Here is a 12,904-nt window from a genome sequence, read left to right as displayed (position 1 = left end):
CACTGCAGCGCAGCGGCGCGCTCTTCAGCGGGCGTGCACTCGTCCCGGCCGCCGAGCATCAGCGGTCCCACAGCGTCTGGCGCGGCTCCTATGGCTCGATCGTAACGGCGGTGGTGCGGCTGGAGGATGGACGCACTGCCGGCGCCTATGCTGTCACCGGTGGCATCGGGTGAGCGGAGCGGGAAGAACCCAGCACCCCCGTCGAGTTCCTTCGCGCCCCCCTCTGTCCTGCCGGACATCTCCCCCACGAGGGGAGAGATTGGCCGTCACCGCGGCCTTCGCCAATCTTCAACGTAGCAGGAGGAGAGCCAGCGCCGAAACTGCCAATCTCCCTCCTTGTGGGGGAGATGTCCGGCAGGACAGAGGGGGGCGCCGTAGAGCGCCATCTGCAAAATGCCGACCTCTCAATCCGTCCTTATCCACACGCCCTTGGTATTAAGATATTCATCGAGGTGCTCCGCCCCGCCCTCGCGTCCGTAGCCGCTCATCTTGTAGCCGCCGAAGGGCACTGCCGGGTCGATGGCGTGATAGGTGTTGACCCAGACCGAGCCGGCGCGCAGGCGGTTGGCCAGTTGGTGCGCCTTGCCGAGGTCGCGGGTGAACACGCCGGCACCCAGCCCATAGGGTGTATTGTTGCCGCGCCGCACCACTTCGTCCAGCGTGTCGAACGGCAGCGCCGAAATCACCGGGCCGAAGATCTCTTCGCGGGCGATGCGCATATCATCGGTAACGCCGGAAAAGACGCTGGGCGTGATGAAGTTGCCCGCTCCAAGCACACCTTCGGTAATCCGGTTGCCGCCGGTGATCAGCCGCGCGCCTTGCCTCGTGCCATCCTCGATGAAGCCGGTGACACGCTCAAGCTGCTTGACCGAAATCAGTGGCCCGATCTCGGTCTCGGGGTCGGCGCCGTCGCCGATCCTGAGTTTAGCCGCATAGGCCGAGACCCGTTCGACGAATTCGTCATGGATCGGCCGTTCGACGAACAGCCGCGAGCCGGCGATGCAGATCTGGCCGGAATTGGCGAACACCGACATCGCCGCTGTCGGCACGGCGCGATCGAGATCGGCGTCGGCGCAGACGATGACCGGCGACTTGCCGCCAAGCTCCAGCGAAACGCGCTTCATGTTGCCGGCCGAGGCGCGCAGGATGTTCTGGCCGGTCGCTGTCGAGCCGGTGAAGACGATCTTGTCGACATCCATATGGGCGGCAAGCGGCGCGCCGGCTTCCGCACCGGTGCCGGTGACGACGTTGACGACGCCGGGCGGCACGCCGGCCTCCATCATCAGCGCGCCGATCAGCAGCGGCGTCAGCGGTGCTTCCTCGGAAGGTTTCAGCACGATGGTGCAGCCGGTCGCCAGCGCCGGGCCGATCTTCCAGATCGAGGCGGCGGTCGGCGCGTTCCACGGAATGATCGCGCCGACCACGCCGACCGGCTCCTTGCGCGTGTAGGAGATGATCTCGCCCGGCAGCGAATTGCCGATCGTGTGGCCATGGATCGACGTCGCCATGCCGGCATAGAAGCGCAGCATGCCAAGCACGCGGTTCTTGTTGGCGAGCGTGCGCACGATGGGCATGCCCATATCCGTCGTGTCGGACAGCGCGATCTCCTCCCAATGGCGCTCCATTAGGTCGGCGATCTTGAGCAGCAGCACCTGGCGCTCATACGGCTTGAACCGGCTCCACGGCCCGTCGAAGGCGCGCCGGGCAGCCGCAACCGCGAGGTCGATGTCGCTGGAATCGGAGAGCGGCACGGTGCCGATCACGGCGCCCGTGGCGGGGCTGCGCGTCTCGAACGTCCGGCCGCTGAGCGCATCGCACCAGGCGCCATCGATCAGCATCTTGCGGTGCCGGCCGTCGATGGGCGTGTGCAGAGGCAAATCTGTCACCGAGACCGTCATGCTCATGTCCTCATTTCCGCTGATCTATCGGGCGGCCCAGATAAGACCCCGCTCGACAATCAAGGCCATTTCCGGGACCGCGAACTCGTCGGCATTGTGTCCCAGAGCGCTGTAAAAAACCTTTCCAGCTCCATAGCGACGTTTCCAGACGACCGGCATGACGACGCCACCTATTCCCGGGAAATGCGCGTCGGTGAAGGTGGTGGTGGCCAGCACCTCGTTGCTCGGGTCGACATGCATGTAATACTGCTCGGACCGGTAGGCGAAATCGCCGATGCCTGATGTGATCGGGTCATCCGGCCCGGTGATCGCGACCGTGTAGTCGATGACATCGCCGGGATGCGCGACCCACTGACCGCCGGTCATGAACTGATAATCGGGTTCGTTGCGAAAACTGTCGCCCATCGTGCCGTGAAACCCGCCGAGCCCGCTGCCCCCGCGAACGGCAAGTGTCAGGTTCTGAAGTGCGGCCTTCTCGATCGTCGACATCGTGATCACGGGAACGATGAGATCGAAGGAAGCAAGCTCCGGATTAGCGAACATCGCCGTGCCCTGGCCGAGCGTGACGTCGAATCCGTTGCGCTCGAGCAGCGAGCGGATAATTTTGGCGCTGCGCTCCGGTGTGTGACCTTCCCAGCCGCCCCAGGCGATCAAAGCCTTCTTCGCCATGCTGTACCTCCCTGAAATGATCCGTCTTGGCCGATCCGGTGTCAGCGCCAGCCAAGAGCCGGCGCAACATGGGTCAGGATCGCCTCGATGACATGCGCATTGTAGTCGACGCCGAGCTGGTTCGGAACGGTGAGCAGCAGCGTGTCGGCCTCGGCGATCGCCTCATCCTGCGCCAATTCCTTGATCAGCACATCCGGCTCAGCGGCGTAGCTGCGCCCGAAGATCGCCCTTGTGTTCTCTTCGATGAAGCCGATCTGGTCGCGGCTCTCATTGCCGCGCCCGAAATAGGCGCGGTCGCGATCGTCGACCAGCGCGAAGATGCTACGGCTGACCGAGACGCGCGGCTCACGGCTGTGGCCGGCAGCCTTCCAGGCTTGGCGATAGATGCGTATCTGCTCGGCCTGCTGGATGTGGAACGGCTTGCCGCTCTCGTCGAATTTGAGCGTCGAGCTCTGCAGGTTCATGCCAAGCTTCGCCGCCCATTCCGAGGTGGCGTTGGTCGCCGCGCCCCACCAGATCCGCTCGCGCAGGCCCTCTGAGTGCGGCTCGAGGCGCAAGAGGCCGGGTGGGTTGGGGAACATCGGCCGTGGATTGGGCTGGGCGAACCCCTCGCCGCGCAGCGTCTTGAGGAAGACCTCGGCGTGATGCCGCGCCATGTCGGCGTCGCTTTGGCCTTCCGGCGGCGCGTAGCCGAAATGGCGCCAGCCATCGATGACCTGCTCGGGCGAGCCACGGCTGATGCCAAGCTGCAGGCGGCCACCGGCGATGATGTCGGCAGCGCCCGCGTCCTCGGCCATGTAGAGCGGATTCTCGTAACGCATGTCGATGACGGCGGTGCCGATCTCGATGCGGCTGGTCTTCGCGCCGACGGCTGCCAGCAGCGGAAATGGCGAAGCTAGCTGGCGGGCGAAATGATGCACGCGGAAATACGCCCCGTCCGCGCCGAGCTGCTCGGCGGCGACGGCGAGGTCGATGGATTGCAAAAGCGCATCCGATGCCGAGCGCACTTGCGATTGCGACGAGGGCGTCCAGTGCCCGAACGAGAGGAAACCGATTTTCTTCATAGCCATGCGATATAAGGATGCGCGCCAGGCTTCAATGCAAAAGAGATTTTTCGACGCGCCCGATCAAGGCTCATGCATCGCTATTCTCGAAGGCACCGATGCCTTGTGCGATCAGGTTGGTCGCCATGACCAGCGAGACGATAGCCGCGGAATTGAAGACGACGACCCACCATTTGCCGCCGGTCAGGAAGCCGTAGCCATCGGCGACGGCCAGTCCCCAGTCGGCCGATGGCGGCTGGATGCCGAGGCCGAGAAAGCTCAGTGTCGCGATCGAAAAGAACGCATATCCGAGCCGTGTGACGAGTTCGATCAGGATCGTTTCCCTGATGTTGGGCAGGATCTCCAGGAACATGATGGCGAGCGGGCCTTCGCCGCCAAGCCGGGCAGCGCTGACATAGTCGCGCTCTTTCTGCTCGCGCACGGCCGCGCGAACGGTGCGCGCCACCAGCGGCGCGTAGGCGATGCCGATCACCAGGATAACGGTGAGGTTCGACGGCCCGATCGCCACCAGCGTCATGGTGACGAGAACGATGAACGGAAACGCCATCAGCGTATCGAGCAGCCGCGCACCGATGGCATCGGTGAGGCCATCGAAATAGCCGAGCACCAGGCCGATGATGCTGCCGGCCGCAACGCCTGCCAGCGTCGCCAACGGCGCAACCAGCAGGATGTCGCGCGATCCAACTACGATGCGGGACAGCACGTCGCGCCCGAGCTGATCGGTCCCGAACCAATGCGAGGCATCGGGCGGCGTCAGCGTCGCCAGAAAATCCTCGGCATAGGGATCGTAGGGAACGAAGCGATTGCCGAACAGCGCGCAGGCGACCCAGAACAGCAGCAGCAGCGTTCCGATCACGACCGATGGGGGCAGTGCGGAGAAAGCACTGCCGATCCTGCGCACCGCTGGCAAACCAACCACAGCGCGCCGAGGCGCCGGAAATTCCGTCAGATCCGTCATGGCGAGGTCCGCCGGCGCTGCCGCGGATCGAGCAAGGCCAGCACGAGGTCTCCCACTGCCGCCGACAGCACGAAGATTGCCGCCATCACCAGCACGCCGGCCTCAAGCATCGGGAAATCGCGGGCCTTGGCCGCGTTCAGAACCAGATTGCCAAGTCCCTGGATGCCGAACAGCGCTTCGATCACCACCAGCCCGCCAAGCATGTATCCGGTCTGCGTCGCCAGCACCGCGATGGTCGGTGCCAGCGCATTGCGCAGCACATGCCGAAAGATAATTTCGCGCGGCTCGAGTCCCTTCAGGACGGCGGTGCGTGTGTAGTCGGCGGCGATCGTCTCGATCACCCCTGCCCGCGTCATCCGGGCGATGTAGCCGGCAAGGTTGAGCACCAGCGGCAACGCCGGCAGGATCAGATAATAGCCGCTCGTCCAGAACCCCGCCCCATCGGGCGCAACGCCGGAGATGGGGAACCAGTTCAGCCACAGGCCGAAGACGATAAGCAGCATCAGACCAGAGACGAAATCAGGCATAATGCCGAAGGAGACGCCCGCCATCACGATCACCCGGTCGATCAGGCGGCCGGCATTGAGACCGGCAACGACGCCGGCACCGACCCCGAGCGGAACCAGAAAAATCAAGATAATGCCGGCAAGGGCTGCGGAGCGCTTGAGGCTTTCGAGCACGAACGGCGCCACCGGCCCGCGCATCGACAGCGAAGTGCCGAAGTCACCTGTGACCGCCTTGCTGAACCAGAGCCAGTACTGGACGAGAACCGGCTGGTCGGCGCCGAGCCGCTTGTTCAGTTCCGCCACCGCTTGCGCGTCGGCAAACGGGCCGAGCATCACACGACCGACATCGCCGGGCAGAACCTGCCCGGCGAAAAACACCAGGATACTGACCAGCCATAGCGTGAGGACAAGCGTGCCCACACGCGCCGACAGAATGCGGCCGGTCAGCATGCCGCGATCATGCCTGGACGAAGGAAACGCGGTCGAGCAGCAGATGCGAAATCGCGGTGAAACGAACGCCCTCGACCTTCGAGCTGACAATCCGGCTGTATTGCGAGAAATAGCTGATGATCGCCGGCGTCTCGTCGAGCAAGAGGGTCTGGATCTTGCCGGCAACGAGGCGCTGTGCCTGCAAATCACGTGCCTTGGAGTAATCGAGCAGCAGCGCATCATAGGCCGGGTTGTTGAAATGCGCCGCGTTCCAGGCTCCCGAACTCTTCAGCGTGGCGTTGAGGAAGATGTCGGGCGTGCCGCGATGGCCGTAGTCGGTGATGCCGAGCACCGAATCCAGCCAGGGCGAGCTTCCGAAGGTCGCCGAGCCGTAATAGGCGTCCTGCGGTAGGACATTGAGCTTGACGTCGATGCCGGCCTTCTTTGCGAAGTTCTGGATGATCACCGCATAGTCGGGAATGTCATAGGCGCGTTCGGTGGTCAGCGTCACCTCGAAGCCGTTCGGCACGCCCGCCTCGCCAAGCAGGCGCTTGGCCTCGGCAATGTCCTGCTTGCGCTGTGGCACCGACGGATCGGCAGATGGGAAGATCGGCGCGAACGGCGTGTCATTGCCGACGATGGCGCGGCCCTTCAGCAGGCCCTTGACCACCGCCTCGCGGTCGATGGTGAGCGCCAGCGCGCGGCGGATGCGCTTGTCGGTGAACGGAGCCTGGTCGGTGCGCAGATGCACCTGGTCATGCGAGCTTGCTTGCACGCTCAGCAGCTTGAAATTGGGATTGCCCTCGATCGCCAGTTCCAGGCGTGTCGTGCTCGGGATGACGTCGAGCTGGCCGGCCTGCAGCGCCAGCACCTGCGCCTGCTCGTCGTCGAAGAACTTGATCTCGACCCGGTCGGGCAGCGCCTTGTCGCCCCAGTAATCCTCATTGCGCACGAAGCTGGCGCCCTGCTTGGGACGGAAGGATTCGAGCTTGAACGGGCCCGTGCCGTTGAAAGTCTTCTCGAAATCGCCGGCATAGTCGGCCGGCAGGATGACGGCATTGTAGACGTCGGAAGAGACATAGAACGGGAAGTTGCTGTTCGGACCGTCGAGGTCGAAGGCCACGGTTTCGTCGTCGACCAGCTTGGCGCCGCCCTTGGACAGGATGCCCTTGTAGGCCGACAAGGCAGACGAGCCGCTGGCCGGATCGACCAGCCGCTCGAAGCTCGCCACCACGTCTTTGGCGGTGACCGCGCGGCCGTCGTGGAATTTCACCCCTTGCCGCAATTTGAAGGTCCAGCGGCTGGCCGTCTCGTCGGCCTCCCAGGACAGAGCGAGCTTCGGCTGCAGACCGTCCTTTGGGTCGTCGAGGATCAGATATTCGCCGACCTGGCTGATCACCCCGATGCTGGCCGGATCGGTCACCGAAACCGGATCGATCGCCTTGGTCGGCTGGCCGAGCCCGACACGCACCGTGCCGCCTGCTGCGGCCGCGGCGCGCGCGCCTCCCAGCCCTTGCGAGGCCGCAAAGCCGGTCAGACCAAGCAGTGCGGCATATTTCAGGAGATCGCGGCGCTTGACAAAGCCGCCCTGATATTCGTCGACGGCGACATTCCAGATGTCCCCCGACAGGTTGCGGAGTGCGTCGATATCTCTGCGTTTGGTCATGTTAAACCCCTGCTTTGAAATGAAGATTGAAAAGCTATGCGACGGGTTCGCCGTCGAGATGGATGCGGTCGACGGCCTGCGGATAGAAGGCGATGAGGCCTTTGATCTTCGGCATTTCGTCGATCGGGTCGCGGTAGCTCCAGGCGATGTCCGGGCGCACCGAGCCGTCGCTCAGCAGGCCCGACCAATAGGAGGCGATGCCCTTGTAGGGACATCGCGTCGTTGTGACGGACGCCGTCAGCCGCTCCAGCCGGATGTCTTCCGCCGGCAGGTAGAAGCGGGTCGGCAGATGCGTCTCGAACAGCAGCACCGGACGATGGCTGTCGGCGATCGGCTCGCCGTCGAACCAGACCTGCACATGGCTCGTGCTTCGCAGCACATCGATGCGCGCATAAGGGTCTCGCGCGTGGACGAAGACTTCCTCTTCCTCCTCGAACCATTGGTCGACGGCTTTCCAGGTGAAGGCGATGCGCCCTGCCAGCGGCGCCAGCGCTTCGTCCGGCGGCGAGATGAACGCCCACGCCGCATTGGCACTCCGCCTGTCGCCGCTGTCGATATCCCAATAGGCCGTCTCGCCACCGACTGGATGCGGTTCGCGATGCAGCGAAGGCTTCAGCACCGAGGGGTCGACCGCTGACGGCGGGAAGAAATAGATCGGCAGGAAATGGTTGGAGCGCAGCACCAGCACGTTGCGGCTGTCGGCGATGGTGCGGCCGCCGAATTTGACGCGCACGCGCTTGGGGCTGTGCAGGACGTTGACGAGCTGCGGCGCGGTCGCTTCGCGAGGCTGCAATCTTGGGGCGACAGTCATGATCGTTCTCCCGGTCAGGACACGGCGCGCGCATTGTTGCGCTGTTCGGCGAAGCGGTTGGCGGGCCGCGCCAGGCCGAAGCGGTCGCGAAGCGTTCCTGGCGCGTATTCGGTCGGGAAGACGCCGCGGCGCTGCAGTTCCGGCACCACCTGTTCTGCGAAATTCACCCAGTCCTCGGGCAGCAGCGGGAACATCAGGTTGAAACCGTCGGCAGCACCCGAAACGAACCAGTCTTCGAGTTGGTCGGCGATCTGTACCGGCGTGCCGGCGACGGTCGGTACAGAACCGCTGTTGGCGAGCTTGCGGGCAATCTCACGCAGGCTGAGATTCTGCTTCGCCCACTGCTTGACCCGGTTGAGCGACGTGCGCCCGCCATTGAAGGTGCTCTCGTCCGGCAGCGGCGGCAGCGGCCCGTCCGGCGGGAACACCGACAGGTCCAGCCCGCTCCAGCTGGACAAAAGATCGATGCCGACCTGATCCGGCAACAAGGTCTGAAGGTATTCCTGCTTTTCCCGGCCTTCCGCCTCGGAAGCCGCCACGATCGGCAGGATGCCAGGCAGGATCTTGAAGCTTTCCGGCGGCCTGCCGTGGCGGGCGAGACGCTCTTTGATGTCCTGACGGTACTTGATGCCGTCTTCCCTGGTGCTGAAGATGGCGAAATGCACGTCGGCCTGGGCCGTGGCGAAATTCTTGCCGTCCTCGGACGAGCCTGCCTGGACGATCAGCGGATGGCCCTGCGGCGGCCGCGAGACGTTGAGCGGCCCGCGCACCTTGAAATGCTTGCCCTTGTGGTCGACGGGATGAACCTTGTCGGGGTCGGCGAAATAGCCTGACGCCTTGTCGATCAGCAGCGCCTCGTCTTCCCAGCTGTCCCACAGCGCCTTGACGATATCGAGGAATTCGGCCGCGCGCTCATAGCGGAACGCATGTTCGATATTGCCGTCACGGCCGAAATTGCGCGCCTCCTCGTCCATGGCCGAGGTGACGACGTTCCACGACGCCCTGCCCTTGCTGATATGGTCGAGCGAGGCGAACATGCGCGCCACATTGTAAGGCTCGCTGTAGGAACTCGACGCCGTGGTGATCAGGCCGATATGCTTGGTCACGCCAGCCAGCGCCGACAGCAGCGTCAGCGGTTCGAGGCGGGCATTGGCGTAGTGAGCGACGCCGCTCTTGACCGAATCCCAGATCGACACGTGGTCGGCGACGAAGATGGTGTCGATTTTGGCGCGCTCGGCCGCCTGCACGAGATCGCGGTAGAATTCGAAATCCAGCACTTCCCGGCCCGGCGCCCGCGGGTGGCGCCACGACATCCGATGATCGCCCTGCGGGTTGAAGAAGAATGCGCTGAGGATCATGTGGTCTCGAGCCATGCCGGCCTCCTTCCAGATCTGCTTGGGAGACCGTCGCGCTGCCTCGGCAAGCGGCGACAATCTCTCCTGAGCGATGAAAGGTAGATTGCGCTCCGGCCTAATTCGAGTAATTTTATAGAGATTATGTACTGCGAAAGCGGAAGCGATTGCCATCGATCGCGGCGCTGGAAGAAAGTGGTTTCAAGCTCCCAATGTCCTCTTCGATTCTGAACGTCGACCAGCTTTCCATCGCCTATGACGGGCGCAACGGATCGCATCCCGCCGTCAGCGGCGTGTCGCTGCGCATCGGCGAAGGCGAGGCGCTTGGACTGGTCGGCGAGTCGGGATCGGGAAAAAGCTCGGTGGCGCTCGCCATTCTGCGCTATCTGCCGAAGAACGCCCGCCTCGCTGCGTCAGCGCTGGAATTCCAGGGCCGGGAAATCCGCGACCTCTCCGCCGAGCAGCTGCGCCAGATCAGGGGAAACCACATCGCCGCCGTCTATCAGCATCCGGGCGCGGCGCTCAACCCAAGCATGACGATTGGCCGGCAGATCACCGAAACGATCATACGTCATCGCCCGGTTCGCCATGATCAGGCGCGCGAGCGTGCCGCGGAACTGCTCGGGCGCGTCCGGGTCAGCCATCCGGAGCGGGTGCTGGACCTCTATCCGCACGAATTGTCCGGCGGCATGCAGCAGCGCGCCAACATCGCCATTGCGATTGCGCTCGACCCGTCACTGCTGGTGCTGGACGAGCCGACGACGGCGCTCGACGCCAGCGTCCAGTCCGAGATCATCGCCATCCTGCATGATCTGCGCAAGGATCACAAAACCAGCATCCTGCTGATCAGCCACGACATCAACATGATCCGCTGCTCCTGCGACCGGGTGGCGGTGATGCAGGCGGGAGCCGTGGTGGAGAGCGGTGCTGCCGGCGATGTCTTCGACAACCCCTCTCACGCCTACACCAAGGCGCTCATCGCCTCGATCCCGGCACTCAACTACACCAAGCGGGACGGAAGACTGGCGGAGACGGACGGCCTGCCATCGCACCCGGCAATCCTCGATGAAGAAGCCGGCCTGCCAAAAGAACGCCGGATCGCGATCGCCTGCAAAGGCATCAGCCATTCCTTCGGCAGCCAGTCAGTGCTCAGCGATATCGATCTCGACATCGGCCAGGGCGAGACCTTCGGGCTGATCGGCGAGTCCGGTTCCGGGAAGTCGACCTTGGCACGGATCGTTACCGGCCTGCAGACACCCAGCGCCGGATCGGTCGAGCTGTTCGGCAGGACGGTCGCGGCGCGCGTCGAGAAGAGGAACCTTGCCGAACGGCGCGACTTGCAAATGGTCTTCCAGTCGCCGGACCGCACACTCAATCCGCGCCAGCGGATCGGCCGGATTCTCGGTCGTCCGCTGCGCCGGCTCGCCGGCCTGCGCCGCAGTGAGGTGAGAGCCCGCGTCGGCGATCTGCTGCAATCGGTTCGCCTCGCCGGCGCAACGGCCGAGCAGAAATCGCGATCGCTGTCCGGCGGCCAGCGGCAAAGGGCGGCCATCGCGCGCGCCTTTGCCGGCGTGCCGAAGGTCGTCGTGCTCGATGAACCCACCTCGGCGCTCGACGTCTCCGTCCAGGCGACCGTTCTCAACCTGCTCAACGACCTGCAGCGCGACAAGGACACGACCTATCTTTTCATCAGCCACGACCTCAGGGTGGTGCGCTACATGGCCGACAGGATCGGTGTGCTCTACCGCGGCCGTCTCGTCGAAACCGGTTCATCCGACCAGATTTTTCAGGGCCCCAATCACCCCTATACCGCCCTGCTTCTGGCAGCGTCCTCCGATGAGGCCGAGGCGAAAATGTCAGTTCAAAGCGAGGTCGAGGCAGCCGGTATCCCGAACACCGGATGCTCCTTCGCCGACCGCTGCCCTCTGGTCCTGCCTGAGTGCAGAAAGGCGGAGCCATCAGCCATAGAAGTCGCGGCCGGGCACCGGATTGCCTGCTGGCGGCACGGCTAGGCTTTGTGAACACCAGAACCTAGCTCGCGGTGATGCATCCAGCCGTCGCCAGGTTTCTGTCCTGTTCTGCACCTACCTCGACTACCCGCATACAAGGACATGCGCTTGTGCTAATATATCGTTGCCATGCACCTTCGTGCGTGACCAACCATTGGGAGGACGCGATGAAAACCATGAATCGCAGGTCTGCAATTGCCCTCGGTATGACGGCCGCCGCGGTGACGCCTTTTTTTGCCCTGACGGCGTCCGCGAAGGCCAAGAAATACGGCCCGAAAGAAGGCAAGGAGATTGCGCCCGGTGTCAGGGTGGTCGAGGTCGGCACCGGCAACGCCGACATTCCCGCCTACAAGAGCATCTCAATCGTCGACGTGGTCTTCCAGCCCGGCGCGCACGCCCCTCAAATGGTGATGGACAACGACATGGTCTGCACGATCACTTCCGGCGCGTTCACCATCAAGAAGGCAGATAAGGAATTCAAGCTCAAGACGGGTGACATGTACACCTGTGCCAAGGGCAAGACCGACGAGGCGACGAATACAAGCAAAGAGGTCGGCGTGCATCGTATCGCCGTCCTGATACCTGCCTAATGCATGTCGCTCAAAAGTGGTCCCGGTTTTGAGACAACGACATGCATAGGAACAAAGACCTAGAGCGCGTCGCATGAATCCGTTTCGACGCGCTTTAGGAGACCAGATTCCGGCCGGACGATCAGTTGCATTCCGGCCGGCCAAAAACAGCTGATTACAGAAAGAACGGCAATCCCGGCAGGAGCCTGTCACTGTCGCCGATGGTCGGTTTCGTCGCCAAGGCTGGGGGCACGATTCCACCGCTTGCCAGGCGTCTGAACATCGCACGATCTATACCTGCGGTGGCTTCCCGCCCCTATCACCGGTGCTATCGATACTCGATATCGGGCCATCGAAAGCGGCGACGATCGCGGGGATCGTCAAGCGCCGGAATATCGCGTCGACTTCCGCAGGCGACAGTCTTGATTTGCGATCCATCCACCAGGCCAGGACCGACATCAGGGCGCCAACCACGAACTGGATGAGCGCGCTTCGAGGGATTTGTCCGTCGTTGGCGGCAGGGGCGATGGCTGCAAGGTCCTGGCTCACCAGATCGGCGAGCAGCGCCCGCAACCGGTTCATGACGATGGCGGACCCCCGCTCTCCGACCAGCACGCGATAGATGTCGCGGAAGCTCTGCGCATGTTCGAAGAGTGCCAGGCTGAAGCCGAGGCAGCGTTGGCCAACGTCTCCGTTTTCGCCAAGTGCTGCTTGCTGGTGCGCCGTCAGCATGACGCGCAGTTCCGCCAGACCGTTGGTCAGCAGATCCTCCTTGCTGTTGTAGTGCGCATAGAAGGTTGAGCGGCCGACATTCGCACGCTCGACAATGTCCTTGATCGTCACCGCCTCGTAGCCCTTTTCAAGGACCAGCGCGACCAGCGCCTGGTGCAGAGAATCGCGTGAGCGCTGGATACGGCGGTCTTCTTTCATGCGTGTATTCATTGTCGGCCATTAGCTCCGTTTCGTCCGTTTT

The 12,904-nt window shown here is 63.6% G+C and carries 11 protein-coding genes; 2 read left to right on the top strand and 9 right to left on the bottom strand.

Annotation, left to right across the window (positions count from 1 at the left end):
* Positions 1-404: 404 nt before the first annotated feature.
* The 8 genes from NKJ06_RS24800 to NKJ06_RS24765 all read right to left on the bottom strand — a co-directional run bounded on the left by NKJ06_RS24800 (position 405) and on the right by NKJ06_RS24765 (position 9,374).
* The gene (locus NKJ06_RS24800; RefSeq protein ID WP_502905651.1) at positions 405-1,898 is read right to left on the bottom strand and encodes an aldehyde dehydrogenase family protein; all 1,494 of its coding nucleotides are present in this window, start codon (positions 1,896-1,898) and stop codon (positions 405-407) included.
* Between the two features lie 24 nt (positions 1,899-1,922).
* Positions 1,923-2,567 carry a ThuA domain-containing protein gene (locus tag NKJ06_RS24795; protein WP_352628956.1) on the bottom strand — a complete coding sequence of 215 codons (645 nt, stop codon included), beginning with the start codon at positions 2,565-2,567 and terminating at the stop codon, positions 1,923-1,925.
* Between the two features lie 41 nt (positions 2,568-2,608).
* Complete coding sequence (locus NKJ06_RS24790) at positions 2,609-3,631, bottom strand: LLM class flavin-dependent oxidoreductase (RefSeq protein ID WP_352629014.1); 1,023 nt, start codon at positions 3,629-3,631, stop codon at positions 2,609-2,611.
* A 70-nt stretch (positions 3,632-3,701) separates the two neighbouring features.
* On the bottom strand, positions 3,702-4,589 hold the full coding sequence (locus NKJ06_RS24785; protein ID WP_352628958.1) for an ABC transporter permease: 888 nt from the start codon (positions 4,587-4,589) through the stop codon (positions 3,702-3,704).
* Positions 4,586-5,545 (bottom strand): ABC transporter permease, encoded by a 960-nt coding sequence (locus tag NKJ06_RS24780; protein WP_352628960.1) that lies wholly within the window; start codon positions 5,543-5,545, stop codon positions 4,586-4,588. Before NKJ06_RS24780 ends, NKJ06_RS24785 begins: the two co-directional genes overlap by 4 nt.
* A gap of 7 nt (positions 5,546-5,552) precedes the next feature.
* Positions 5,553-7,190 (bottom strand): ABC transporter substrate-binding protein, encoded by a 1,638-nt coding sequence (locus tag NKJ06_RS24775; RefSeq protein WP_352628962.1) that lies wholly within the window; start codon positions 7,188-7,190, stop codon positions 5,553-5,555.
* 34 nt (positions 7,191-7,224) lie between these two features.
* A complete protein-coding gene (locus NKJ06_RS24770; protein WP_352628964.1) occupies positions 7,225-8,001 on the bottom strand; it encodes a DUF427 domain-containing protein in 777 nt (258 codons plus the stop codon).
* A gap of 14 nt (positions 8,002-8,015) precedes the next feature.
* Positions 8,016-9,374, bottom strand: a complete 1,359-nt coding sequence (locus tag NKJ06_RS24765) for an LLM class flavin-dependent oxidoreductase (RefSeq protein ID WP_352628966.1) — start codon at positions 9,372-9,374, stop codon at positions 8,016-8,018.
* Between the two features lie 191 nt (positions 9,375-9,565).
* On the opposite strand from NKJ06_RS24765, the gene NKJ06_RS24760 reads away from it, so the two are divergent.
* Both NKJ06_RS24760 and NKJ06_RS24755 read left to right on the top strand, forming a co-directional pair.
* Positions 9,566-11,365 (top strand): dipeptide ABC transporter ATP-binding protein, encoded by a 1,800-nt coding sequence (locus tag NKJ06_RS24760; protein ID WP_352810938.1) that lies wholly within the window; start codon positions 9,566-9,568, stop codon positions 11,363-11,365.
* Between the two features lie 164 nt (positions 11,366-11,529).
* Entirely contained in the window at positions 11,530-11,952 is a 423-nt protein-coding gene (locus NKJ06_RS24755; RefSeq protein WP_352628970.1) for a hypothetical protein, read from the top strand.
* Positions 11,953-12,222: 270 nt separating this feature from the next.
* On the opposite strand, the gene NKJ06_RS24750 is transcribed toward NKJ06_RS24755, so the two are convergent.
* The gene (locus NKJ06_RS24750) at positions 12,223-12,861 is read right to left on the bottom strand and encodes a TetR/AcrR family transcriptional regulator (RefSeq protein WP_352628972.1); all 639 of its coding nucleotides are present in this window, start codon (positions 12,859-12,861) and stop codon (positions 12,223-12,225) included.
* Positions 12,862-12,904: the final 43 nt, after the last annotated feature.

Origin of the sequence: Mesorhizobium sp. M0293, assembly GCF_040321735.1 — a bacterium.
GTDB lineage: Bacteria > Pseudomonadota > Alphaproteobacteria > Rhizobiales > Rhizobiaceae > Mesorhizobium.
This window is presented reverse-complemented; position numbering and strand designations above follow the sequence as displayed.

Bases quoted from the DNA above. Each gene is read 5' to 3' on its own strand.
- NKJ06_RS24790 (WP_352629014.1), bottom strand. From the start codon at position 3,631: ATGAAGAAAATCGGTTTCCTCTCGTTCGGGCACTGGACGCCCTCGTCG.
- NKJ06_RS24765 (WP_352628966.1), bottom strand. From the start codon at position 9,374: ATGGCTCGAGACCACATGATCCTCAGCGCATTCTTCTTCAACCCGCAG.
- NKJ06_RS24800 (WP_502905651.1), bottom strand. From the start codon at position 1,898: ATGACGGTCTCGGTGACAGATTTGCCTCTGCACACGCCCATCGACGGC.
- NKJ06_RS24755 (WP_352628970.1), top strand. From the start codon at position 11,530: ATGAAAACCATGAATCGCAGGTCTGCAATTGCCCTCGGTATGACGGCC.
- NKJ06_RS24770 (WP_352628964.1), bottom strand. From the start codon at position 8,001: ATGACTGTCGCCCCAAGATTGCAGCCTCGCGAAGCGACCGCGCCGCAG.
- NKJ06_RS24760 (WP_352810938.1), top strand. From the start codon at position 9,566: ATGTCCTCTTCGATTCTGAACGTCGACCAGCTTTCCATCGCCTATGAC.
- NKJ06_RS24750 (WP_352628972.1), bottom strand. From the start codon at position 12,861: ATGAAAGAAGACCGCCGTATCCAGCGCTCACGCGATTCTCTGCACCAG.
- NKJ06_RS24795 (WP_352628956.1), bottom strand. From the start codon at position 2,567: ATGGCGAAGAAGGCTTTGATCGCCTGGGGCGGCTGGGAAGGTCACACA.
- NKJ06_RS24785 (WP_352628958.1), bottom strand. From the start codon at position 4,589: ATGACGGATCTGACGGAATTTCCGGCGCCTCGGCGCGCTGTGGTTGGT.
- NKJ06_RS24775 (WP_352628962.1), bottom strand. From the start codon at position 7,190: ATGACCAAACGCAGAGATATCGACGCACTCCGCAACCTGTCGGGGGAC.
- NKJ06_RS24780 (WP_352628960.1), bottom strand. From the start codon at position 5,545: ATGCTGACCGGCCGCATTCTGTCGGCGCGTGTGGGCACGCTTGTCCTC.